Below are 24,313 nucleotides of genomic sequence, written 5' to 3' on the forward strand. Positions count from 1 at the left end.
CAACCTCATCCGCCTGGATGCCTGGTGGAACGGACACCCGCTCGACCGGACCCGCACCAGCCACCTCGCCCGCCTCGAACTGGCAGAACTCGCTCTCGCAGCCTGAGACGAGTTAACCAGCAGGATCCTGTGTTGCTATAGATGGCGTCATCATCTGACACTTCGAGGACAGGGCGTTCGATGGCATCGGTGACGTTTCGCGATGAGACTGCGACAGGCCGGGAGCTGGCGGAGTTCTCTCTGCCCGGCCTGCCTGAGCGGATCTCGGCCCGGGAGCTGGTACGGCTGCGCGTGCGCGAGGAGGTGGCCCGCCACAACGCCGCCCCGTCGCATCATTTCCGCGGCCTGGTCAAGCCGAGCGACGCCGAGGTCGAGCTGAACGGCTACCGGATGCGCACCGCGCGCAGGCTGGACTGGGACAAGCAGGCCGACGCCGCCGAGGCCGCGTTCGCCCGCAACGGATTCCTGCTGCTGGTGGGCGACCGGCAGATCGAGGACCTGGACACCGAGATCGATCTGGCCGCCGACCCGGTGGTGTCCTTCGTCAAGCTCGTCCCCCTCGTCGGGGGCTGACGTGACCTGCATCGTCCCCCGCCGCAGTGCCCCCTCCCGGGACGTCAGCCCTTGATCTGCCGGACGATGGTCTCGTCGGTGATCCGGCTGTCCCCCGCCAGGAGGAGTGCCTTGCTGAGGATGAGTGCGAGGCGCCCGTCGTCCTCGAACGGCAGGAACAACCCCCCGTTGCGGTCGGGTGCGGAGACGATGCACAGGTAGACGTCGCCGGGCTCCATGAGGACGTTGGCGCTGCCCAGGTGGATCTTGTAGGTGCGCAGGTCGCCGCGGACGACGAGGTAGCGATCGGTGAGGGAGCAGCGGCCGGCGATCGCCAGGCGCGGCAGCAACCGGGCCAGCGCGTCGCGACGCACCTCGGCCGAAGGCGGCAGCTCGCCGAAGGACGCCGCGTGCCAGTAGTCGAGATGGCGGTCGTGCCCGCGGTCGGCCCACTCCGGGTCGGCCGCGATCGAGGTCACCGCCACGAACAGGTCCACGTCCCGCATGGCCTCGCTGAACACCAGCGCCGGCACCTCGGCCAGCGGCGCCTCCCGCCACTCGCCGTCCACCCTCCGGTGGAAGCGCACCTGGTCGGTGGAGGCGTGCTCGCCCGGATCCCCGTACAGGTAGTCGTGGAAGAACGACGCCCGCCACCGTCCCTCGGCCAGCACCCGCGTGGCCTGGCCCGCGTCGCCGCCGTCCCAGGGGCCGAGCATGTCGGCCCGCCACCCCCGGACCTTGAACATCGCGTACAGCCGCCGGTAGTCCACGACGTGTCCGGCGAAGCGGTTGGAGTAGACGGCGGTCCGCTCCTCCGCGGGTGTCAGCGGGTAGACCTCGCGGAACGCCTGCTTGAACGGCTGCCTGACGTGCCCCTCGGCCACGGCCTCCCGCCAGCCGGTCACCTCGGCGAGCGTCGCCCGGGCGGGATGCCAGAGGCGTACCCGCCGGCCCTCCAGCCCGCCGAGCGCGGCCCGCCACTCCCCCGGCGCGACCTCGGCCTCCCAGATCAGCCGCGCGGCCACGGTGGCGGCGATCGGATGCGCCGCGATCTGCTCGCGCCAGGTGTCGTACGGCTGCGCGGCTTCGCCGGCGAAGCCCGCCTCCAGCGCCCTGACCAGGGTCGTCACCTGCCGCTGCACCTGCTTGACCAGCTCGCGCACCCGCTTGACCTCGTCGGGACGCTCCTTGCGCAACGCCGCGGGCGCGGCCTTGAGCCGCCGGTCCCCGTGCCACCAGGACAACGCGAACTCGCCGTCCTCACCGGCCGCCACGACCGCCAGGTGCTCGCCCATCGGCACCTCCAGCCGCCCGCCCGGGCCGAACCCGAGATCCGGCATGCGGAAGGCCACCTCGATCCGGTCCGCGAGCCCCGGCTCGGCCTTCCGGATCATCCGATCGAGCTGCTTGACCACCCCGGCGTGCCGGGTGAGCGCGCGGGCGGTGCGCAGCGCCGTGATCGCCTCCGGCGTCGGGAACCGTTCGACCGCCCGCGCCACCTCGTACAGCAGCGCCTGCGAGGGCAGGGTCTTGGCCGCCGTGGGGGCGACGGCGACCCGGGAGAGCAGGCGGTCGAGCAGCTCGGGCAGCCACGGCTCGTCGCGGAACAGCGCCAGCCGCGCGGCCCGCCCGATCGCCCCCGTCTCGGCCGGTCCGAACGCCTTGTCCGCCCGGTAGGGGATCTCGCCCGCGTGAATCGCCGCCAGCCGGTCGTCGGCGGCCTCCAGTGTCGAGCGGGCGAAGTCCACGTACGCCGGCATCGCGGCCAGCCGCTCCCAGACGTCGGTCAGCTCCGGCGGCGACCCGTACGACCGGGACCCGATCTCGGCCAGCAGCGCCCTGCCCGCCGGGTCCATACCCATGACCAGCTCGAGCTCGGCGGCCGCCAGCGGCTCCTGCCGCTCCTGCATGATCTCGGCCACCTCGTCCATCCCGGCCAGGCCCGCCACGGCCAGGAACGCGTACGGGTGCTCGGTCCGCTTCTCCCTGACCATGAACTCGATCAGGGTGCGCGCCGGCGCGGCGAGTGCGGCCGACGGCGCACCGCCGGGGCAGCGCAGCAGCGCGGCCGCCGCCAGGCACAGGTCGGCCCACTTACGGCGGGCCAGGCCGTCGACCAGGGCCTCGTACAGCGCCACGCACGACTCAGAGCTGAAGGACGGCTGCCGCTGCCTGACCTCGTCCTCGACGATGACCCTCGCCGAGAACGCCGGGCCGCTGCTGGTCACGCGATAGGCGAGCGGCAGCAGGGCGCCCAGGTCGGCCGCGCTGAGCTGCGGCCCGGCCTGCCGCCAGACGAGATGCCCGGCACCGGGCTCGGTGAACTGGTTCTGGAGCCGCTGGGCCGTGGGGGAGAGCTGCATGTGGTGTCCCTTGGTCTGCCAGAGGACCGTCAACCTTGATCCTCGCTTTCACCGCAGGAGAATGCCGCACGCCACCGACAGAAGCCAGTTCCCGGGCTGCCCGGATGCGGCGCTACCCCAGCACGGGGAAGTTCGCCCTGATCACGCCGTGCGGGTCGCGGGCGCGCTTGAGGTCGCGCAGCCTGGCCAGCGACTCGCTCGGGAACGCCGCCGCGGCCTGCTCGCCCCCGTGCAGCATCGTGTACGGCTTGCGCCCGCTGGTGACCGGCACCAGCGCCTTGCCCAGCCGTTCGAGGCGATCGGCCGTCGCCTCGGAAGGCAGGCCGATCGCGTAGATCAGGTAGGGCTCGTCCAGGTGCCCGGCGGCGCCGCCGCCGTCCGCGGGCCTGGCCAGCGCGCCGCCCAGGTGCCGGATCTGCACGCTCACCAGCGGGTCGATCGGCTCGCCCAGCAGCACGCCGGCCACCTGGTCGTCCAGCCCGGTCAGCAGCTCGCACCGGCTCGCCCCCGGCGAGGGGTCGGTGGGCTCGTCGCAGATGGAGCCCAGCTCGGCCACCGGCAGCAGCCGCCTGTTGTCGCTGACGGCCCCGCCGATCAGGTCGAAGGGCCGCAGCAGCCCGCCCGGGTCACGGCCCAGGAACGTGCTGTCGATCATGACGAACCCGGGACCGCCGGGGATCTGCAGCAGGTCGAACCAGACCGTCAGCTCGTCCGGCGCGGACGCGCTGACCTCCTGGAAGGCGGCCAGCACCGCGGGCGCCCGCTCGATCGGCCACATGATCCGCCCGCCGTGCAGGAAGGGGGCGGGACGCAGCTCGAACTCCACCGCCGTCACGATCGCGAAGTCGCCGCCGCCGCCCCGCAACGCCCAGAACAGCTCGGGGTCCCGATCGGCGCTCACCCTGATCCGGGTGCCCTCGGCGTCCACCGCGTCGAAGGCCCGCACGCTGTCGGCCGCGAAGCCGTACTTCCTGCTGAACCAGCTCAGCCCGCCGCCCAGCGTGTACCCGGCCACGCTCACCACGGGCGAGCTGCCCGCCAGGCCGGTCAGCCCGAGCGGGCTCGCCGCCGCGAGCACCTCGCCCCACTTCACGCCCGCGCCGACGCGGGCCACTCCGTTCTCGATCTCCACGCCGCCGAGCCCGCCGGTGCGCAGCAGGATCGTGCCCTCGGCGTCGCCGGAGGCGCCGTGGCCGCTCGGCTGCGCGGTCACCGACAACCCGTGCAGGCGGGCGTAACCGACCGCGGCCGCCACGTCGTCGGCGTCGGCCACCTCCACGACCGCGCGCACCGGCTGGTCGACGGCCAGGTTCCACGGCTTGCGCGCCTCGTCGAAACCCTCGTCGCAGGGGAGGAGCACGCGGCCGTTCGTCAGATTCTTCAGCTCGTTCATGCGTCCAGCGTGCTGTTTGGGACTTGAGGAGGAGTTGGGGTTGACTTGGGGTTCGTGGAGTTGAGACTGTTCGGCCCGCTTGAGGTGGACGGCGACGAGGGTGACCGGCTCGACCTCGGCACCCGCAAGCAGCGGGCGGTCCTGGCCAGGCTGGCGCTCGAGCCCGGCCGCGTCGTCCCGCTCGACCAGCTGATCGAGGAGCTGTGGGCCGGGGAGGCGCCGGCCAAGGCCACGGCGACGCTGCAGGCGTACGTCTCGCATCTGCGGCGGGTGCTCGAGCCGGGCCGCAAGCCGCGCACGCCGCCCCAGGTGCTGCTCACCCGCGAGCCCGGTTACCTGCTGAACGTCACGCCCGGCCAGACCGACGTGGGCCGCTTCGCCGCATGGGCCGCCGACGGCGCGCGCCTGGTGAAGCAGGGGCGGCACGCGGAGGCGGCCCGGGTGCTGGACCGGGCCCTCGCGCTCTGGCGCGGGGAGCCGCTGGCCGAGTTCCCCGATCTGGCGCCGGTGGCGTCCGCGCGGCTGGGCGAGCTGCGGCTCGCGGCCGAGGAGGACCGTCTGGAGGCGCGGCTGGCGCTGGGCGAGGCCAGCGTGCCCGACCTGGAGGCGCTGACCGAGGCGCATCCCTACCGGGAGCGGGCGTGGGGGCTGCTGGTGCTCGGGCTGTACCGGGCGGGGCGCCAGGCCGACGCGCTGGCGGCGCTGCGCAAGGTGCGCGCCCTGCTCGCCGACGAGCTGGGGATCGAGCCGGGGCCGGAGCTGAAGCGGCTGGAGCAGGCCGTGTTCGAGCAGGCGCCAGAGCTGGACGCGGCGACGCCCGCGAGAGGCGAGGTCGCGCCCGCGGACAGCCCCAGGCCCGCGCCCGCTTTCGACGGCGACAGGCTCGTGGCCAGGGAGGCAGAGCTGCGTGCCCTGGAGGAGCTGCTGTCCGAGGCCAGGCGGGGCAGGGGCGGGCTGGTCCTGGTCACCGGCGAGGCGGGCATCGGGAAGACCAGCCTGGCCAGGGCCGCCGCCGACCTCGCCGCCGCCAGGGGCTTCAGGGTGGAATGGGGGCGCTGCCTCGACGGCGGCACCGCTCCGGCGTTCTGGCCCTGGACCAGGGCGGGCCTGATCCCGCCGCGCCCGCACGCCGAGCTGTTCGACCTGTACGACGCCGTGCTGTCCGAGCTGCGCAAAGGGCCCCTGCTGGCGGTGCTCGAGGACCTGCACTGGGCCGACGCCTCCTCGCTGAAGCTGCTCGGCCACGTCGCGGGCGAGCTGGCGAGGACCTCCGCGCTCGTCGTCGCCACGCTCAGACCGGAGCCCGGCGAGCACCCCGAGCAGCTGCGCGAGACCCTGGGCGCGCTGGCCAGGGAGGGACACAGGCTGCCGCTGAAGCCGTTCGACGCCTCGGGCGTACGCGACTACCTGCACCTGCACGATCTGGCGGCCGACCCGCAGGAGCTGCTCGACCGGTCGGGCGGCAACCCGTTCTACCTCACAGAACTGCTCCGCCTGCCCGAACCCGAGCGCCACCTCGTCCCTCAGGGCGCCCGCGCCGTCATCGAACGCAGGCTGGCCCGCCTCCCCGAACCCACCCAGGAGCTGCTCAGAGCCGCCGCGGTCGCGGGCCGCGAGGTGGAGCTGGACCTGCTGACCGCCCTCGTGGACCGCCCGGTCGAGGAGGTCATGTCGCAGCTGGAGCCCGCGCTGGCCGCCGGACTGCTCGCCGAGGCCGCCGACTACCGCTTCTCCCACGCCCTGGTACGGCAGGCCCTCGACGCGGGGCTCACCAGGCTGGACCGCGCCCGCCTGCACCTGCGGGCCGCCGGACACCTGGAGACCGTGCCCGGCGCCGACCCCGTGCTCCTGGCGGGCCACTTCGCCGCCGCGGCCAGGCTGGGCGGCGCCCCCAAAGCCGTCACGTACGCCACGCGGGCCGCCAGGCAGGCCGCGCAGCGGCACGGCTACCAGGAGGCCGTCCAGCTGTGGGAGCTGGCGCTCGATCACCTGCCGCCCGGCGGCTCGCCCGAACGCTGCCGCGTGCTGACCGAGCTGGGCCAGGCCCGCCGCACGCTGGGCGACGCCGAAGGCGCCTACCGCGAGCTGACCGAGGCCATCGCCCAGGCCCAGCGGCTCGGCGACAGGGACGCGCTGGTGGCGGCGGTCTCGGTCTTCGGCGGCCTGTCGGTGTGGAACTGGCGCCCGTACGGCACGGTGGACGAGGACATGGTCGCGATCCTGGAGGACCTCCTGGCGGGCGACCTCGACGACCGGTCCAGGGCCGCGCTCCTGGGCACGCTCGGCACCGAGCTGCACTACGGCCCCCGGCGCGCCGAAGGCGAGCGGCTGGCGCTCGAGGCGATCGACCTGGCCCGCCGCTCGGGCGACTCCATGCTGCAGGCCAGGGCGCTCAACAACTACCTGATCGCGAGCTTCGTACCTGGCCGCAACCCTGAGCGGCTGGCGGCGGCCGAGGAGATGCTGGCCCTGCCCGGGCTGCCCAGGGAGGCCAGGCTGGTGGCTCGGGTGCTGCGCATGGCGTGCCTGCTGCGCGCGGGCGAGCTGGCCGAGTGGAGCCGGGACCTGGCCCGCTGCGAGCAGCTGCTCCACGAGGTGGACCGGCCCGAGCTGGAGGCGATGGTCCGCGTCGCGCAGACCGCCGACCACGCCCTGCACGGCCGGTGGGCGGAGGCGGAGGCGCTGGCCGAGCACTTCCCCACGATCTCCTACGGCGCGAGCCTGTGGGGCCAGGAGGCCCGGCGCCTCGGCGTCCTCTACACGTGCCGGCGCGGCCAGGGCCGGGTGGCGGAGCTGCTGGACGAACTGGTGGCCGCGGGCGACCGTCCGCTCATGAGCATGGTGCGCCCGCTCGCCATCCTGGCCTCCCTGGACGTGGGCCGCACCGGACAGGCGCGGCAGCTCGTCGAACGGTGGGGCGTGAACCTGCGGGAGGACTGGTCGGCGGACTTCTTCTTCCCGGTCTGGGGTCTCGTGGCCGCCCAGCTCGGCACCCCCGACCCCGGGGAGATGTACGAGCGGCTGCTGCCGATCGCCGGCCAGCCCATCGTCATGGGCACGGGCAGCGCGGCCCTGGGCTCCGTGCAGGACGTGCTGGCCGAGCTCGCGCTCCGGCTGGGCCGTGCGGACAGGGCGCTCGAGCACAACCAGGCGGCCATCGCCACGCACCAGCGGCTGGGCCTGGCCTACCTGGAGTCGCGCAGCCGCGCCCGCCGCGCCGAGCTGACGCCCTGAGCCTTGTCGGTGGCCCCGCGTATGGTGACCCTATGCCTGTCATCGAGGTCGCCGGGCGCGAGGTCCGCATCACCAGCCCCGACAAGGTCGTCTTCCCGCAGACCGGCCACACCAAGCTCGACCTGCTCGGCTACTACCAGGCCGTGGGCGAGGCGGCGCTGCGGGGCGTGCACGGGCGGCCGATGGTGCTCAAGCGGTTCGTGCACGGCATCGAGCAGGAGGCCTTCTTCCAGAAGCGCGCCCCGGCCAAGCGGCCCGACTGGATCGAGGTGGCCGAGCTGAAATACCGCTCGGGGCTCAGCGCCGAGGAGGTGGTCTGCACCGACCTGGCCCAGCTGCTCTGGGTCGTCAATCTGGGGTGCGTCGACCTCAACCCCCATCCGGTGCGCTCCGACGACCTGTCCAGGCCCGACGAGCTCCGCATCGACCTCGACCCGGTGCCCGGCGTGCCGTGGTCCGACGTGCTGGCGACCGCCCAGGTGGCGCGCGAGGTGCTGGCCGATCACGGGCTGGTCGCCTGGCCCAAGACGTCCGGTTCGCGGGGGTTCCATGTGTACGCGCGGATCGAGCGGCGCTGGCCGTTCGCGAAGGTGCGCAAGGCGGCCGAGACGGTGGCCCGCGAGGTCGAGCGGCGGGCGCCCGAGCTGGCCACCAGCCGGTGGTGGAAGGAGGAGCGGCACGGCGTGTTCGTCGACTTCAACCAGAACGCCTACGACCGCACGGTGGCCTCCGCCTACTCCGTGCGCGCCGTCCCCGACGCCCGGGTCTCGACGCCGCTGACCTGGGACGAGGTGCCCGGCTGCCACCCCGAGGCGTTCACCGTCGACACGGTGCCCAAGCGGCTGGCCTCGACCGGCGACCCGTGGGCGGACATGGACCTGCAACCGGGCTCGCTCGACGGGCTCCTGGCGCTGGCCGAGGAGCTCGGGCCGGCGCCCAAGCCGCCCAAGGGCACGGGGCGCCGGCAGCAGACCATGCCCGTCATCGAGATCGCGCGGGCGGAGCACAAGGACGAGGCGCTGGCCGGGTTCGAGCGGTGGAAGGCCCGCCATCCGGAGGCCGCGGCCCGCCTGGAGCCCGCCGACGTGCTGGTGGACGGCATGCGGGGGCGCAGCAGCGTGTGGTATCGCGTCCGGGTCAACCTCCAGCACGTCCCGGAGGAGCTGCGGCCGGAGCAGGAGCCGCTGGAGGTCGACTACGACCCCTGGCGCGGCGCCGCGGGCCCCCCACCAGGCCTTACGTGATCCAGCAACTGGCTCGACGGCTAAGCTGATCGGATGCGAGCGGTTGCGTTTGACATCTTCGGGGGCGAGCTCGAGGTGCGCGAGCTGCCCGATCCGTCCCCCGCGCCACATGGTGCGGTGATCAGGGTCGAGGCGACGGGGCTGTGCCGGTCCGACTGGCACGGCTGGCAGGGGCACGACCCCGACATCAAGGTCCTGCCCCACGTGCCGGGCCACGAGCTGGCGGGCGTCGTCGAGGCGGTGGGCCCCGACGTGCGCGGCTGGCGTCCGGGGGCGCGCGTGACCGTCCCGTTCATCTGCGCCTGCGGCACGTGCCCGTCCTGCGCCACCGGCGACCAGCAGGTGTGCGAGCGCCAGACGCAGCCGGGCTTCACGCACTGGGGTTCGTTCGCCGAGTACGTGGCCATCGACCACGCCGACGTCAACCTGATCGCGATCCCCGAGGACATGGCCTTCGTCACCGCGGCCGGGCTCGGCTGCCGCTTCGCCACCGCGTTCCGCGCCGTGGCGCAGGTCGGCGAGGTGCGGCCCGGCGAGTGGGTGGCGGTGCACGGCTGCGGCGGCGTGGGCCTGTCGGCCGTGATGATCGCGACGGCTGCCGGGGCTCGCGTGGTGGCCGTGGACGTCAGCACCGACGCCCTGCACCTGGCCGAGCGGGCGGGGGCCACGCACTTCGTCAACGGCTCGGCCGGTGACGCGGCGGCCCAGGTCAGGGAGCTGACCAGGGGCGGTGCTCACGTGTCCATCGACGCGCTGGGCAGCCCGCAGACATGTGCCGCCTCCGTCGAGAGCCTGCGCCGCAGGGGCCGTCACGTCCAGGTGGGACTGCTGCCGGGAGGGCCGACGCCGGTGCCGATGGGCCGGGTGATCGGCCACGAGCTGCGCCTGCTGGGCAGCCACGGCATGGCCGCGCACGCGTACCCGCCGATGCTGGAGATGATCAGGGCCGGCATCCTCCACCCCGACCAGCTCGTCACCCGCACGATCGGGCTGGCCGACGCCGGCAAGGCGCTGGCCTCGATCGGATCGGTGCCGGGCGTCACGATGATCACTCCTCGATCCGGCCACTGATCGTCCCGAATCCGGGGGCCATTCACCGAAACTCGGGTAATCGGCCTGACCGTCATTGAGCAAGACTTTCCACAATCGTGTCAATACGCCAGGATTGAGGGCCCCGCAGACGTTGTAAGCTGGCCGACCGCGTGATCGACATCGCGCTGCCCGGCAAGGACGGGCTCGCCGCCGCCGGCGAGCTGCCCAAGTGCGGGGTGCTCATCCTGACCGGCGTGGGCACGCCCGGCCTGCTCAAACGGGCGCTCGACGTGCACGTGCGGGGGTTCATGGCCAAGGACGCCCCGCCGGAGCGGCTGGCGGACGGCATCCCCAGGGTGGCCGACGGAGAGCAGGTCATCGACTCGGAGCTGGCCATCGCGGCCATGCGCCCGGCCGACGCGCCGCTGACGCAGCGTGAGCTGGACGTGATCGGGGCCGCGGCGGACGGGGCGTCGGTCGGGGAGATCGCCCGCGTCGCTGTTCCTGTCCGAGGCACCGGACGCAACTACCTGTCCAAGACCACGGCCAAGCTGGGCGCCCGCACCGGATCGACGCCATCCGCATCGCCAGGGAGGCAGGCTCATTGAATCACTTATAGACCCTTAGTGATCGTTAGTGGGGCGATGGCTGAGTTCCTTCGGCTGGCTGGAGTCTCGGTTGGACTGAGGCTTTGCCTGAGAAGCGATCTGGAGAAGATCGTGGTGATGTGGTGGGGCTGTTTGTGCCCACTGGTGGCCTCGTCTCGCTCGTATGTTCTACCCGGCACCCAAAGACTGGTAATCTATCGGTCACTCACTGTGCAAGACAGGAGGTGGGGTGCAGGTGGTGGAGATGTGCCAGTTCGTCCGCAATCAGGGTCGGGCAGAGACATCGCCCGCGCCTTGCTGGGCCGGGCGGATGGCGCTCGTATGGCGCTTGGTGTAGGGGAAGGCAGAGGTGCCACAGCGAGCGGCGGAGGCTCGGCGCCGTGCGCAATGGGGATGCCGTCGGGGTCGTCAGGGCGGGGGTGGCTGGTGAGGCGGAGGATCCCGTTGGCCGAGGGCGAGAGCCCCCGGACGGCGTGCGCTCGCGTCTTGTTGCGCGGTGGGGTGGAAGCGAAGACCGGCGAGTTGGTGTCGCCGGGAGTGCTGGCGATGCGGGTGGGCTGGTGTGCGGAGTTGGTGTCCGGCATGACGGCGGCGCTGCTGGCTGACCATTGGAACAGCGCCGATGTCGCATTGCTGGCGGGTGGGGTGGATGCGGGCGGGCGACGCCTGCCGTCACAGGCGTGGATGGCGCTGCGCCGGCTGGGCTGGATGGCCAGCGCGCCGGAGGGTGTCAGGGTCAACGACCGTGTCATGCGGATGGCCCAGGAGCAGGCCGGACGCCTGCTGCGCGGAGCGTGCTGGCGGGCGGAGGTGACCGCCGGTGTGCTGGCCACCTGGCCCGCCGATGCGCTCAGGCGCACAGCCGAGGAATGGGACGCCGTGCGCGCCGCCGTCCCCGACGGCCGGCGCCTGCCTTCTAGCGTCATCAAGGCCCGCACCCGGCAGGTCGCCGCCTATCTGCGAGCCAACGGCCGGCTGCCGGCCGACGTGTTCGAGCTGGAAGACGTGCCCCGGGCGGCGCGGATGCTGCTGCTGGCCGCCTGCGACCGCCAGCAGGCCACCATCGAGCGCAGCGAGAGCGACCCGCGGCGGGCTGTGCTGCGGCTGCAGCTGCCCACCCGGCCCGACCCGCGCTCGTACGCGGATTGGACGTGGGTGGCCTGCCCCATCACCCTGCCGCCCACGGTCCCCGCCTCGGCCCTCCTGCACCTGCCCACCCTTCGCCTTGCGGGCGGCCGGGTGCAGGCTGACATGGCCTACACCCACGCCGTTCCCACGACCAGCCATACCGGTCACACGGTCGCGCTCGGCGTGGACTGGGGCCTGAACACCCTGCTCAGCGCCGGCGCGACCCGGCTGCACCCCGACGGGCGGATCAGCGCGCTGGGCTCCGGCGCCCAGTTCCGGGCCGCCGGGGTCGTGGCCAAACAGCACCGGCTACGCCGCCTGTCCGAGCACCTGCACACCAAGGCCGACCACCACCAGCGACTCATCGCCGAAAACACCCAGCACGAGCTGACCGGCAAACACACCGTCCTGCGCGACGAGATCCGGCACGTATCCAAGCGCCGCTCCAACCTCAACGACGCCCTGGCCTGGGCCGCCGCCCGCTGGGTCGTCGACCAGGCCATCGCCGCCCGGGCGAGCGTGATCTACCTGGAGGATCTGCGCTCGCTGGAAGCTCGGGGTATGGGCTACACCCTCAACACCCGCCTGTCGCAGCAGGTGCGCGGCCAGATCGCCGACCGGATCAGGCACCTGGCCGCCGAGGTAGGCATCGCCGTCGTGACCGTCCCAGCCAAGAACACCTCCAAGCATTGCCCGCACTGCCTCACCCCGCTGCGGCACCGCAAAGCCCCTGACCAGCCGACGATCGCAGGCTGGAAATGGGCCATCTGCCCTAACCCCGAATGCGGCTGGCAAGGCGACCGCGACCAGGGCGCCTGGCGCCGTATCGCCGCCCGCGGCCTCACCCACCAAGCCAAGACCGTGACAGACCGGGCGAACGGCCAGATGACCATCCCCACGATGGTGGACAAGCTGGAAGCCGCCGCGGTCATCACCCCGCCCACCACCCAGCCTTGCCGGACGGATCGGTCCAAGACCGGCCCCACCCGGCGCAGCACCACACGCCCCGCGCCCAGGCGACGCAGGGCACCCTCCCCGGCACGACCTTCGGGTCCTGCTGGCCAGCGTCCGGAGGGACCCGCACCAACGGACCGGCACCGGCTGCCCCGAGCAGCCCACCGGCACCAGGACGGACAGGCGATCAGCACACCCACCAGGCACCGGCCACGCGGCGCGGCACTGGGCGCAGGATTCCATCTCCACGCCCACGCCGCCCCACCCCGGTGGCAACCGATCCCAGCCACTACGCCTGACATAGGATCGTTAAGCTGATCAGAGACGCTGGATCTAGGCCCGCGTACGCGGCGAGGAAGGCCAGGGCGTCGGCCGCCAGGCCGACCGACCAGCTGGACGCCCGCGTGCCGTGCCCGACGTCCGGCTCGTGCCTGAGCAGGATCGGCCGGTCTCCGCCCGTCGTCCACTGCAGGGCGGGCGCACATCTTGCGCGCGTGCATCGGATCAACACGCGTGTCGCCCGCCGAGACCGTGAAGAGCGTGGCCGGGTAGTCCAAGCCCTTCCTGACGTGGTGGTAGGGCGAGTAGACCAGGAGCCAGGCGAACTGCTGGGGGTCGTCGGGGTCGCCGTACTCGCCCGTCCAGGAGGGGCCCAAGGCCGCTCAGGTGATAGCGGGCCATGTCGAGCAGGCCCGCCGAGCACATCGCCGCCGCGAACAGTCCTGGCCGCTGGGTGAGTGCGGCGCCGACGAGCAGGCCGCCGTTCGACTCGCCCCAGATGCCAAGGCGTCCGGGTGTGGTCCAGCCGTCGGCGATCAGCTTCTCCGCGGCGGCGACGAAGTCGTAACACGTTCTGCTTGCGGTCCAGCATGCCGTCCCGGTGCCAGCCCTCGCGAACCGGCGCCTCCGTGACGAGCCTGACGTGCAGCGACAGCAGGACCGAGCAGCGTCACGCCGCCCGCGACCCCCGCCCCCGACCGCACCAGCCCGGCCAGGACCGGCGCCGTCAAGGCGGCTATGCCCGCTGCCAGCCCGAGCCCGCCTAACCAGCCGGGAGCCTTGAGTCTTGAACGCCCCACGACACGAGTCCGCGACGTGTGTCTTCCACCCCACCCCCGGTATGCGGTTGGGTCGACGGAGCCGGCCGTGTCGTGAATACGCCCGCCATTGCCCCGCTCCTCCTAATCGACCTGATTGGGATCGGCCCTGTAAATGTCGTCGGCGCTTTGGATACCCGTGACTTCCCGCCTGCGCCCCTGTTAACCAGACCAATCCGCTTCCAGTCTCCGGACCAGGGCCGAGGTCCGCCTCGCCGGCCCTTGGCCCGTGGTCCCCGGCGGAGCCGTGGCGACACCCCCGATCAGCCGGGCCGATCGCACCCGTATGGTGGGCGCCATGGAATACACAAGACTTGGCAGCACCGGTTTGAAGGTCTCCCGCATCTGCCTCGGCATGATGAGCTACGGCGATCCCGCCAGGCAGGAGTGGGCGTTGGCGCTGGACGAGGCGGAGCCGATCATCCGCAGGGCCGCCGACGCGGGCGTGACGTTCTTCGACACCGCCGACACCTACAGCCAGGGCGCGAGCGAGGTGGTGACCGGCGAGGCGCTGCGCGCGATCTTCCCCCGGCGCGAGGACTACGTGCTGGCCACCAAGGTGTACTTCCCCATGGGCGAGGGCGCCAACGACGGGGGCCTGTCGCGCAAGCACATCCACGCCGCCATCGACGCCTCGCTCCAGCGTCTCGGCACCGACCACGTGGACCTCTACCAGATCCACCGGTGGGACGACGAGACGCCCGTCGAGGAGACCATGGAGGCGCTGCACGACGTGGTCAAGGCCGGCAAGGCCCGCTACATCGGCGCTTCGAGCATGTGGGCCTGGCAGTTCTCCAAGGCGCAGCACGTGGCCGAGCAGAACGGCTGGACGAAGTTCGTCTCCATGCAGAACCACTACAACCTCCTCTACCGGGAGGAGGAGCGCGAGATGCTGCCGCTCTGCGCCGACCAGGGCGTGGGCGTGATCCCGTGGAGCCCGCTGGCGCGCGGCGTGCTGGCCAGGGCGGGCTCGGCGGCGACGACCGCGCGGACGGGCTCCGACCAGCGCATCGACTTCCTGTACGACCCGGAGAACGACAAGGCGATCCTCGACCGGGTGGCGCAGGTGGCCAGGGACCGCGACCTTCCGGCCGCCCAGATCGCGCTGGCCTGGCTGCTCCACCAGCCGGCCGTGACCGCGCCGATCGTGGGGGCCACGAAGGACCGGCACGTGGACGACGCGGTGGCGGCCGTGTCGGTGTCGCTGACGGAGTCGGAGCTGACCTTCCTCGGCGAGCCGTACCGCCCGCGCGAGGTGCGCTTCTAGCGGTTCCCCGACCGCCTTCCGGCGGTTCCCGGATTGTCGGCCCGACCTTCTAGGGTGTGGGCATGCGGGCAAATGAGGAGGCGGCGGCGGCGCTGCAGGAATACGCGGAGCTGTTCGCGCTCTGCGGCGGCGACGCCTTCCGGGTGCGCAGCTACCAGAAGACGGACAAGGCCATCGCCGGGTTCCCCCAGGACATCTCGGTGGTCGACGTGCGCGGCGTTCCCGGCGTGGGCGAGGCGATCGCCAAGAAGATGGCGGAGTTCCTGCAGCGCGGGAGCTTCCGGCAGCTCGACGACCTGCGGGGGCGGGTGCCCGACGGCGTGCGCAGGCTGACGCGGGTGCCGACGCTGGGGCCCAAGACGGCGATCATGCTGTTCGAGGACTTCGGCATCGACTCCACCGCGGCGCTGAGCGAGGCGATCACCTCCGGCCGCCTCGACGGCGTCAAGGGCCTCGGCCCGAAGACGCTGGCAAACCTGCTCAAGGGCATCGAGCAGCTCGAGCAGTCGGGCCGCCGCGTCCACATCGGCGTCGCCATGTCGGTGGCCGAGCAGGTGATGGCCTCGCTGGAGGCCGAGCGCATCGCGTACGCGGGGTCGCTGCGGCGGATGAAGGACACGATCGGCGACATCGACATCCTCGCGGTCGCGCCCGAGTCCGTCATGTCCGGCTTCCGTGCCCAGCCCTACGTCGCCGAGGTCATCGCCGCCGGCGACAAGAAGACCTCGATCCGCACGACGTCCGGCATCCAGGTGGACCTCCGCGTGGTGCCCGCCGGGTCGTGGGGCGCGGCGATGCAGTACTTCACGGGCTCCAAGGAGCACAACGTCGCTATCAGGGAGATGGCGGTGAAGAAGGGCTGGAAGCTGTCGGAGTACGGCCTGTTCGAGGGCGAGCGGGTGATCGCCGCCGCCTCGGAAGAGGACATCTACGCCGCGCTCGGCATGCAGTACGTGCCGCCGCCGATGCGCGAGGACGGCGGCGAGGTCAGGGCGGCGCTCCGTGGCGAGCTGCCGGAGCTGGTGCGGCTGGAGGATCTGAAGGGCGACCTGCACACCCACACCAACCTCACCGACGGCATCGCCTCACTGGAGGACATGGTGGCGGCCGGGCACGCCCGCGGCTACGCGTACTACGCGGTCACCGACCACGCCCCCGACCTGGCGATGCAGCGGATGACCCTGGACAAGGCGCTGGAGCAGCGGGGGCAGGTGGCCGAGCTCCAAGAGAAATATCCCGACATGCGCCTCCTGCACGGCACGGAGCTCAACATCGCCCCCGACGGGTCGGTCGACTGGCCCGCGGAGATCCTCGCCGGGTTCGACGTGTGCGTGGCCTCGGTGCACTCCCATTTCGGGATGTCGCGCGAGGAGATGACCCGGCGCTTCATCACCGCCTGCGAAAACCCGTACGTGGACATCATCGGGCATCCGACGACCCGCAAGATCGGCAAGCGGCCGGCCGTCGACGCCGACTGGGACGCCGTCTTCCGCGCGGCCGCCCGCACGGGCACCGCCATGGAGATCGACTCCTTCCCCGACCGGTCCGACCTGCCGTCGGACCTGGTGCGGCTGGCCAAGCACCATGGGGTGAAGTTCTCGATCGACAGCGACTCGCACGCGATCCCGCATCTGGCCAACCAGCGGTTCGGGGTGGGGGTCGCGCAGCGGGCCTGGCTGACCACGGACGATGTCATCAACACGTGGCCGCTGGACCGGCTGCTGGCGTTCCTCGGCCGCTGACGCTCCCGGCCCGTCGTCGACACGCCGAGGCAACGCCGCCCGCCGCCGGATACGCCTGCGGCGCTCGGTAGAACAGCGCCACTGGCCTCCGGGGGCACCGGCCGGGACCCCGGAGTGAGTACATCGCCCAGCAGCCAGCGGTAACCGTGTCGTGCGATTTCGGTCCTGGTGGGCGGTGGCGGTCGTGCTGGCGGCCATTGCCGGGTTCTGCCATGGGTCCATGGCCGGGCAGGGGGATCCGGCGCCCTGGCCCTTTCGCTTGCCGTCGACGTACACCCTCGCCGATGACTCCGACCACCCCGTCGGTCTTCGCCAACTTCGCCATCGCCTGCTGGACGTCCCCCAATGTGACCTGGCCGGCCGCCGGTGCCGGCACGCTCAACGCCGCCGCCGCGCACCGCTGTGCGCGGCGGCGGGCGTGGCCGATCGGTGATTCCTGCTGGTCGAGGTGTACGGCCGCGCGACGGGCCGTCGCGCACCGGCCCTTCACCGCCCATCAATCCTTACGTGAAATCTGACTGCCGGGCGGATGACCGCCACATGGTTTCTTCCGAGAAGGGGAATTACCAGACCCGAAAAAAGTCAGGACCAAAACAGCACAACTCATATTGGTGATTTACAACCGCTCTGCCTTGTGTGTAGCTTCGGGAGGTCTCGAATTCCCCGATGCCTTTTATGGAGGCTCCATGCGCGGATTTCGGTTACGCCCGTCAGCAAGGCGCGCGCTCATAGCAGGCGCAGCCGCCGTCCTCATGGGCGGAGCCATGGTGGTCAACGCTCCGGCGAGCGGTGCCGCCGAACCGAGTGTGAAAGCCCCGGCCGAGGCCGTCGCCGTCCCCGCTCCCGTCAGCCCGGACGTGGCGCAGGTGATGAGCACGGCGCGTAAAGCCAGAACAGAGGCCGTCGTGGCCTACTGGACAGAAGAGCGCATGCGCAAGGCGATCCCGGTCTCGGAATCCCCCAACAAGAATCCCACGCAAGACTCGCCGTCCGACGTCCAGTCGGCCGTTCCCAGAAGCGTCCAGCCCGCGGCGCCGCCGTCCCTCAAGGGGGTGGAACGCGGCAAGGCCGGCCGAGGCACTAGCCAGAACGTCAACGTGCTGGTCAACGCGTCGATCGCGGTCGGCAAGGTCTTCTACCGCAACGCCGTGGACGGACTCGACTACGTCTGCTCTGCCGGTGCGGTCAACAGCCCGTCCAGACGCATCGTGAGCACGGCCGGTCACTGCGTGCACGGGAGCAGCGGCGGGAACTGGCACCAGAACTGGGTCTTCGTCCCCTACTACAATTACGGAAACCGTCCGTACGGAACCTTCGCCGCGAATTGGCTGATCAGCTTCAACGGCTGGATCAACAACAGCAACTTCGATTACGACGTCGGCTTCGTCAAGACATTCAACAATGAGTGGGGCCAGCTCCTCGTCGACACGGTGGGCGGCCACGGTTTCCAGACCGGACAGCCGAAATCACGCTTCATGACCATGCTCGGCTACCCGTCGGAGTCCCCTTACCCGGGAGACTGGCAGTATTTCTGCCAGGGCACCACGTCCGCCTCCGGATCGAATCAGATCACGATGGGTTGTCCGCTGACGCGTGGCCAGAGCGGCGGCCCGTGGCTCTGGTCGTACGACGACAGCACAGGCCTCGGATATGTCAACGGCACATCCAGCACACTGGACAGAATTGTCAACCCCACCCAGTGGTGGAGTCCTTATTTCGACAATCCTGACTGGGATCTCTTTAACTACGCCGACCAGATATCCTGACGAATAGTGAGGCGGGGCGCCCCGGCTCCACGCCGGGGCGCCCCGCACCCGTCCTCAGTCTCCCATCGAGGGGAGGTCCTGGTGTTGTCCAGGACGGTCATAGCGGCAGCCGCGACCGCGGTCCTGATCGCCCTCGCTGTGATCGCGGTGCGCATGGCGACGTCGCAGCCTGCGGAGGGCGCTCGCCCCGCTCCCGGTGACACCGGCATTCCTGCCTCGCCGACAGCTCACCGCGTCGCGACTCCCACGCCGGCTGAGGAGTACTGGACGGACGAGCGGATGCGTCGAGCGTCACCGGCGCCCGCGCCCGTCCAGACGGAGTGAGCGCGCCTCCGTTCGCCCGTCGTCGCTCCACCGCAGCGGTGAACAGCCGGAGGTTCGCGACTGGCCGGAGATACGGCCGCTGGTCCGCAGGCCAGGCTCAGCGGGGTAAGCGCGATACGCGCGTTCCCCGGCGATCAGTCGTGGGTGATGATCACCTTGCCGAAGCCGCCGCCCGACTCCACGTAGCGGAAGGCGTCGGGGACGTGCTCGAACGGGAACATCCGATCGAGCACCGGACGCAGCCGGTGGGCCTCGACGGCGCGGTTCAGCTCGACGAAATGGGCCCGGCTGCCCGTGGCGACGCGATGCAGCGCCGCGCCAGCCCCGAACAGCGTCGCCGGTTCGATGGGCCGGGCTCCCTCGGCGCCGGAGAGCCAGTAGCCGACGAAGGCCACCTCGCCGCTGACCGCGACGGACTTCAGCGACTGCTCCAGCGGCCCCGTCGCATCGACGACACGATCGACGCCCACGCCGCCGGTGAGGGCACGGACCTTCTCCGACCATGCCGGGTCGTCCCGGTAGTTGATCACCTCGTCCGCCCCGAGGGCCTTCAGCCGGTCGGCCTTGGCGGCGCTGGACGTGGTCACGACCACCGCGGCTCCGGCCACCTTGGCGAACTGCAGCACGAACAGCGACACGCCTCCCGACCCCAGGGTCAGCACGGTGTCTCCGGCGTGCAGCGCGCTGCCCGCGGTCAGGGCGTTCCAGGCGGTCACCGCCGCCAGCGGCAGCGCCGCGGCCTCCTCGAACGAGAGGTGCTCCGGGATGTGCACGACGCCGTCCTCGCTCACCACGGCGTACTCCGTCAACATGCCGTCGATCGTCGTTCCGAGCTGTGCGGCGTTGTCCTGTATGAACGGACCGTCCAGCCAGCGGGGAAAGACGGTGGCCGCCACCCGGTCGCCCGGCTTCACCCGGCTGACCTCCTCACCGACGGCGACGACCTCCCCCGCCCCTTCACAGCCGGCCACCACGCCGGGTCTGATGGGCAGCGGGTAGTCGCCGGCGAGCACCCTCAGGTCACGGAAGCCGAGCGAGTTCGCGCGAACCTTGATCACGACCTGCCCACGCCCCGGTGCGGGTTCGTCGTGGTCCTGAACCGTCAGCCCGGCGAGGCCACGTCCCGGATCAAGGTGATAACTCTTCATGAAAACGGCCTTTCACGCTCTCGTGGTCATGCGTGGAGGCCGGCCCCGCGATGCGTCGGCGGGCGGCCCCACGTTTCACGACGGGATCCTGCTGAGTGGCCGCGGCGTCCGGCAATTCCCTCGAGGGAATCGCCGGTGCCGACGGGGACTGGATAGAAATGTCTGGTGAGCAGCACGATCGAACGGAGCGGCGTCGGCACGGAGCTGAGCCGCTGGCGCCGGGCGCGCCGGCTCAGCCAGCTCGAACTGTCCGCGCTGGCCGGCACGACCCAGCGTCATCTGAGCTTCATCGAGAGCGGTCGCTCCCAGCCGGGGCGGGCGCTGGTGATCCGGCTGGCCGAGTCACTCGGCCTGTCGCTGCGGGAGCGCAATGACCTGCTCGCCGCGGCCGGGTATGCGCCGATATTCACGGAGTCGGGCTTGGACGAATCCGCGCTGCGGCCGGTCCGCGACGCCCTCGAGCAGATCCTGCACGGGCATATGCCGTATCCGGCGCTCGTCGTCGCGCCCTACGGCCGGGTGGTGGCGGCCAACGACGCCGTCGAGGTGTTCACCGAGGACGCCTCACCCGGGCTGCTCGCGCCGCCGGTCAACATGCTGCGCCTCATGCTCCATCCCGACGGGATGGCACCCAGGGTGCGAAATCTTGACGAGTGGGGCCGGCATGTCATCGAGAACCTCCGCGCCAGGGCACGGCGGAGCCCGGATCCGCGCTTGGACGATTTCCTCACCGAACTGGCCGGATACGTCCCGCAGACCCCGGTCGGCCCCGGGCACCTCGGCTTCTCCGTGCCGATGCGGCTGGCGTCGGCCGACGGCGAGCTGCGTCTGATCACCACGCTGACCTCGTTCGCCACCGCGATCGACATCACGCTTGCCGAGCTCCACCTGGAGGCGTTCCTGCCCGCCGATCAGGCCACCGCCGAACTCCTCCGGATCCGGGCGGAGCGGCGCCGAACCGGAAAGAGCGCGGGGTAGCCCGGGGCCGGTTCCCGGCTCCCCCGCGGCGGGTAAGGCCCTGGATGGCGAAATGGAACGTTCCCGTGCTGGTTGGGCAGAGTTTGGCAACAGGGGACGCACTGGAACAGACTGAGGGGATTAAATGGTTTCCAGGTAGGAAATACGTCTTAGCGAGGTGACTACCATGAGGCAAGCGACGGCGGCGATCGTGAAGCCACTGCCCGAACACCTGTTCAGGGTGCACGGCCTGAACGCGGAGATGCGGTGGGAGGCCATGTCGGGGCAGGGATACCACACCCCGATCGACCGCTTCTTCGTGCGGAACCACACCTCCACTCCGATCATCGACGTCACCACCTGGCGGCTGCGGGTGCACGGGGCGGGCGTCCGATGTCCGCGGGAGTTCGGCTACGAGCAGCTGCGGGCCATGCCGTCGCGGACGTTCGACGTGGCGATCGAGTGCGCCGGGAACGGGCGGCGCTTCTACGGCACGCAGCAGCACGACTCCGCACCTGGCACGCAGTGGGGGCTGGGCGCTATCGGGGTCGCGCGGTGGCGCGGGGTTCCGCTGAAGTACCTGCTCAAGGAGGTCGGGCTGCTGCCCGGGGCGGTCGACGTGCTGCCGGCCGGGCTCGACGCGCCGTTCGAGGATTACGGGCACGTACGCAGGCCGCTGCCGCTCGACAAGGCCATGGACGACGTCCTCGTCGCGTACGAAATGAACGGCGAGCCGCTGCCCCCCGATCACGGATTTCCGGTGCGGCTGGTGGTGCCGGGATGGGTGGGAATAGCCTCCATCAAATGGCTCGGCGATATAGCGGTGTCAACGACAGAGCTCCGCACGCCGTGGAACACGGTCTTTTACCCGGACGTCACGGTCCAGCCGGTGAAGAGCGCGTTCGAACTTCCCTGGAATGCGCGGCTTTCCCTCGCCGGCCCGCACATCCTGCGCGGACGGTCCTGGTCGGGGCGGGGCAGGATCGTCCGGGTGGAGGTCAGCTTCGACGGCGGGCTCAACTGGCGCCAGGCAGAACATCACGGCCAGCACCTGGTCGGCACGTGGCTGCCATGGCACATTTCATGGGCGCCACGCCACCGGGGGGCTCAGGTGCTGATGGCCCGGGCCACCGACGAGACGGGCGCCACACAGCCACTGGTCACGCCACGGCACCCGTACGGGTACGGGTTCGACGCCGTCGTGCGCCATCCCATTGACGTGGTCAATGGATAGGTAATTGTCACCGATCCGGACTGAGCTGGGAATTCACTAAAGTCTGGTACGGCACACCTGAATTCATCTGAAAGACTCTCGCGGAAACCTGCCGGAAATCCCTTCGTGTGATGCTGCACACATCCCGGGAAAAGGAGAGCAGATGCGCCAGCTGACCGCACTCGACGCCCAGTTCCTCAATGTCGAGACCGCGACCACCGCCGCACACGTGGCCGGCCTGGCGATACTCGACTCGGCGGGCGGAGCGGTCAACCGGGACGCCTTGGCGGAGCTCCTGCTCGCACGCCTGCACCTCTCGCCCGCGCTCAGCCTCCGGCTGGCCGAGGTGCCGCTCGGGCTGGACCACCCGTACTGGGCGGCCGACCCGGACTTCGACATCGGCAACCATCTCTTCGAGCTGACGTTGCCCGCTCCAGGGGACGACTGGCAGCTGGCCGAGGCCGTGGCGGCCATCCACGCGCGCCGGCTGGACCGGGCGCACCCGCTGTGGGAGATGCACCTGATCAACGGGCTGGCGGGCGGGAGGGTCGGCGTCTACACGAAGGTGCATCACGCCGCCATCGACGGCGTCTCGGGCGCGGAGACCCTCGCCACCCTGCTCGACCTCACCCCTGAGGGCCACCTCACGAGAAGAGGCCGCTCCACCGACGGCCACCTCACGAGAAGAGGCCGCTCCGCCGCGGACGCCGACCGCCCCCGGCAACGTACTCGCCCGGCGACGGCAGGCGCTTCGGACGATCATGGGGACGTGCCCGGGCTGGCCGGGATGCTGGCAGGAGCGGCCATGCGGACGGCGACCCACCCCGTACGGGCCGTCCAGTCGGTCGTCAGGGCGGCCGGAGACCTGGACGCCATCCCGCTGGCGGCGGGCATCCCCGGCGCCAGGCTCATCGCCAGGGCCGCGCGGCTGGTCGCCGGCGACCGGCACGACCGCCCCGAGCTCCCCAGCCTCACCGTCCCCCGGACCCCGTTCAACGGCCCCATCAGCGCCCGCCGCCGTCTCTCGTTCGGCTCGCTCCCGCTCAAGGACGTCAAGAACGTCGCCAGGACCAACGGCATGAGCGTCAACGACGTCGTCATGACACTGTGCACCTCGGCCCTGCGCTCGTGGCTGCAGGAACGCGACGCGCTGCCGGAGGCGCCGCTGATCGTCGCCGTCCCCGTGGCGGTCCGTACGGCCGAGGCCAAGGACCTGGTCGGCAACCAGATCTCCGCCATGGTCGCCCCCATGCCCACGAACGTCCCCGACCCCAGGGAGCGCCTCCAGGCCGTCGGCGCCGCCATGCGCACGGCCAAGCGGCGTTTCGCGCTGGCCCCGGCGACGTGGCTGAGCGAGCTGTGCTCGGTGCTGCCCGCCCCGCTGACCAGCCTGGCCACGCCGGCGATCTCCCGGCTGGCGGGGATGGCGTTCCCGCCGATCAACCTCATCGTCAGCAACGTGCCGGGCCCGCAGTTCCCGCTCTACCTGTGCGGCGGGAGGGTGCTGTCGTACTACCCGCTGTCCGTCCTGACCGACATGAGCGGCGGCCTGAACATCACCTGCTTCTCCTACGACGGCATGCTCGACTTCGGCGTCGTGGCCTGCCCCGAGCGGATGGACGACGTGTGGGGGCTGCTCGGCCACCTGCGTACGGCGCTCGAGGAGTTGTCAGACGAGGGAATGGGCGATGAGTTCCGCGACGGCGTCGGGATCGATCTGGTGGCCGGTTAGCTGGCAGAGGTTCTCCTGGTAGAGCAGGACGGCGGCGAACGTGGCCGCCGCCACCTCCAGCCTGGCCGCGTCCCCGCGCGCGCCGGGCAGCGCCAGCTCAAGCGCGAACCTGGCGCGCCTGATCAGCTCGCCGTTGAGCCGCCCGAGCCGTTCCTTGACCGAGCCGTGGGTGTCGGCCTCCCTGAACAGGATGCGCCGCATCGCGGGCGAGGCCCGCAGCGGGAGGCCGCGCGCCAGTTTGGACAGCGTGCGCGCCGGGTCGCCGGGCACCGCGTCGACCTCGCGCCCCTCCTCGACCAGCGTGCGTTCGTCGACGAGGGCGACCAGCACGTCGATCTTGTGCGGGAAGTAGTGGAAGATCAGCCCTTTGGGCACTTTCGCCAGCCGCGCGATGACCGCGGTCGGGGTGGCCTCGTAGCCGCCGCCCGCGAACAGCTCCTCGGCCGCGTCCAGGATGCGCGTACGCGCGTCACCGATCACCACAGCTCGCACCATAGCGCCACCTGCGACTTCACCGCCATCCCGGGAGAGCGAGACCCCCGTGCCGGGCCCTGCCGCC

The 24,313-nt window shown here is 71.3% G+C and carries 18 protein-coding genes and 1 pseudogene; 14 read left to right on the top strand and 5 right to left on the bottom strand.

The annotated features are described in order from the left end of the window. The first annotated feature begins 180 nt into the window (after positions 1-180). Positions 181-573, top strand: a complete 393-nt coding sequence (locus ABN273_RS40685; protein WP_349454686.1) for a hypothetical protein — start codon at positions 181-183, stop codon at positions 571-573. Positions 574-617: 44 nt separating this feature from the next. Here ABN273_RS40685 and ABN273_RS40690 read toward each other — a convergent pair whose 3' ends face one another. Beyond that, the gene (locus ABN273_RS40690) at positions 618-2,948 is read right to left on the bottom strand and encodes a DUF4132 domain-containing protein (protein WP_349454687.1); all 2,331 of its coding nucleotides are present in this window, start codon (positions 2,946-2,948) and stop codon (positions 618-620) included. Between the two features lie 79 nt (positions 2,949-3,027). Continuing rightward, positions 3,028-4,308: an FAD-binding oxidoreductase gene (locus ABN273_RS40695; protein ID WP_349454689.1), complete on the bottom strand. Its 1,281-nt coding sequence runs from the start codon at positions 4,306-4,308 to the stop codon at positions 3,028-3,030. A gap of 54 nt (positions 4,309-4,362) precedes the next feature. Here ABN273_RS40695 and ABN273_RS40700 point away from each other — a divergent pair, with 54 nt between their 5' ends. The 5 genes from ABN273_RS40700 (at position 4,363) to ABN273_RS40720 (ending at position 12,826) form a co-directional block, all read left to right on the top strand. Further along, the gene (locus ABN273_RS40700) at positions 4,363-7,542 is read left to right on the top strand and encodes an ATP-binding protein (RefSeq protein WP_349454690.1); all 3,180 of its coding nucleotides are present in this window, start codon (positions 4,363-4,365) and stop codon (positions 7,540-7,542) included. Between the two features lie 32 nt (positions 7,543-7,574). Beyond that, the gene (gene ligD / locus ABN273_RS40705; protein ID WP_349454691.1) at positions 7,575-8,786 is read left to right on the top strand and encodes a non-homologous end-joining DNA ligase; all 1,212 of its coding nucleotides are present in this window, start codon (positions 7,575-7,577) and stop codon (positions 8,784-8,786) included. 33 nt (positions 8,787-8,819) lie between these two features. Next, a complete protein-coding gene (locus ABN273_RS40710; RefSeq protein WP_349454693.1) occupies positions 8,820-9,857 on the top strand; it encodes a zinc-dependent alcohol dehydrogenase family protein in 1,038 nt (345 codons plus the stop codon). Between the two features lie 131 nt (positions 9,858-9,988). After that, positions 9,989-10,426, top strand: coding sequence for a hypothetical protein (locus ABN273_RS40715; RefSeq protein WP_349454695.1), 438 nt, complete (start codon positions 9,989-9,991; stop codon positions 10,424-10,426). A 501-nt stretch (positions 10,427-10,927) separates the two neighbouring features. Further along, the gene (locus tag ABN273_RS40720; protein WP_349454696.1) at positions 10,928-12,826 is read left to right on the top strand and encodes a zinc ribbon domain-containing protein; all 1,899 of its coding nucleotides are present in this window, start codon (positions 10,928-10,930) and stop codon (positions 12,824-12,826) included. On the opposite strand, the pseudogene ABN273_RS40725 reads toward ABN273_RS40720, so the two are convergent. Next, a pseudogene (locus ABN273_RS40725) lies at positions 12,798-13,400 on the bottom strand (prolyl oligopeptidase family serine peptidase); the annotation flags it as partial. The gene ABN273_RS40720 and the pseudogene ABN273_RS40725 sit on opposite strands and share 29 nt — an antisense overlap. Before the next feature lie 503 nt (positions 13,401-13,903). Between ABN273_RS40725 and ABN273_RS40730 the strand changes: the two are divergent. The 5 genes from ABN273_RS40730 to ABN273_RS40750 all read left to right on the top strand — a co-directional run bounded on the left by ABN273_RS40730 (position 13,904) and on the right by ABN273_RS40750 (position 18,704). Beyond that, the gene (locus tag ABN273_RS40730; RefSeq protein WP_349454697.1) at positions 13,904-14,872 is read left to right on the top strand and encodes an aldo/keto reductase; all 969 of its coding nucleotides are present in this window, start codon (positions 13,904-13,906) and stop codon (positions 14,870-14,872) included. A gap of 62 nt (positions 14,873-14,934) precedes the next feature. After that, a complete protein-coding gene (gene polX / locus ABN273_RS40735) occupies positions 14,935-16,614 on the top strand; it encodes a DNA polymerase/3'-5' exonuclease PolX (RefSeq protein ID WP_349454698.1) in 1,680 nt (559 codons plus the stop codon). A 284-nt stretch (positions 16,615-16,898) separates the two neighbouring features. After that, positions 16,899-17,132 (top strand): hypothetical protein, encoded by a 234-nt coding sequence (locus tag ABN273_RS40740; RefSeq protein ID WP_349454699.1) that lies wholly within the window; start codon positions 16,899-16,901, stop codon positions 17,130-17,132. A gap of 246 nt (positions 17,133-17,378) precedes the next feature. Further along, positions 17,379-18,380, top strand: a complete 1,002-nt coding sequence (locus tag ABN273_RS40745) for a trypsin-like serine peptidase (RefSeq protein ID WP_349454700.1) — start codon at positions 17,379-17,381, stop codon at positions 18,378-18,380. Between the two features lie 81 nt (positions 18,381-18,461). After that, a complete protein-coding gene (locus ABN273_RS40750; RefSeq protein ID WP_349454701.1) occupies positions 18,462-18,704 on the top strand; it encodes a hypothetical protein in 243 nt (80 codons plus the stop codon). Positions 18,705-18,838: 134 nt separating this feature from the next. Here the strand turns inward: ABN273_RS40750 and ABN273_RS40755 are convergent, their stop codons facing one another. Continuing rightward, positions 18,839-19,852, bottom strand: a complete 1,014-nt coding sequence (locus tag ABN273_RS40755; protein WP_349454703.1) for a zinc-dependent alcohol dehydrogenase family protein — start codon at positions 19,850-19,852, stop codon at positions 18,839-18,841. 165 nt (positions 19,853-20,017) lie between these two features. Between ABN273_RS40755 and ABN273_RS40760 the strand changes: the two genes are divergently transcribed. The 3 genes from ABN273_RS40760 (at position 20,018) to ABN273_RS40770 (ending at position 23,754) form a co-directional block, all read left to right on the top strand. Continuing rightward, positions 20,018-20,830: a helix-turn-helix domain-containing protein gene (locus ABN273_RS40760; protein WP_349454704.1), complete on the top strand. Its 813-nt coding sequence runs from the start codon at positions 20,018-20,020 to the stop codon at positions 20,828-20,830. Positions 20,831-20,996: 166 nt separating this feature from the next. Beyond that, entirely contained in the window at positions 20,997-22,043 is a 1,047-nt protein-coding gene (locus ABN273_RS40765; RefSeq protein WP_349454706.1) for a sulfite oxidase, read from the top strand. 142 nt (positions 22,044-22,185) lie between these two features. Further along, the gene (locus tag ABN273_RS40770) at positions 22,186-23,754 is read left to right on the top strand and encodes a WS/DGAT/MGAT family O-acyltransferase (RefSeq protein WP_349454707.1); all 1,569 of its coding nucleotides are present in this window, start codon (positions 22,186-22,188) and stop codon (positions 23,752-23,754) included. Here ABN273_RS40770 and ABN273_RS40775 read toward each other — a convergent pair. Further along, entirely contained in the window at positions 23,692-24,249 is a 558-nt protein-coding gene (locus ABN273_RS40775; RefSeq protein ID WP_349454708.1) for a TetR/AcrR family transcriptional regulator, read from the bottom strand. The genes ABN273_RS40770 and ABN273_RS40775 overlap by 63 nt on opposite strands. Between the last annotated feature and the right edge of the window lie 64 nt (positions 24,250-24,313).

It is taken from the genome of Nonomuraea sp. B19D2, from assembly GCF_040137845.1.
GTDB lineage: Bacteria > Actinomycetota > Actinomycetes > Streptosporangiales > Streptosporangiaceae > Nonomuraea.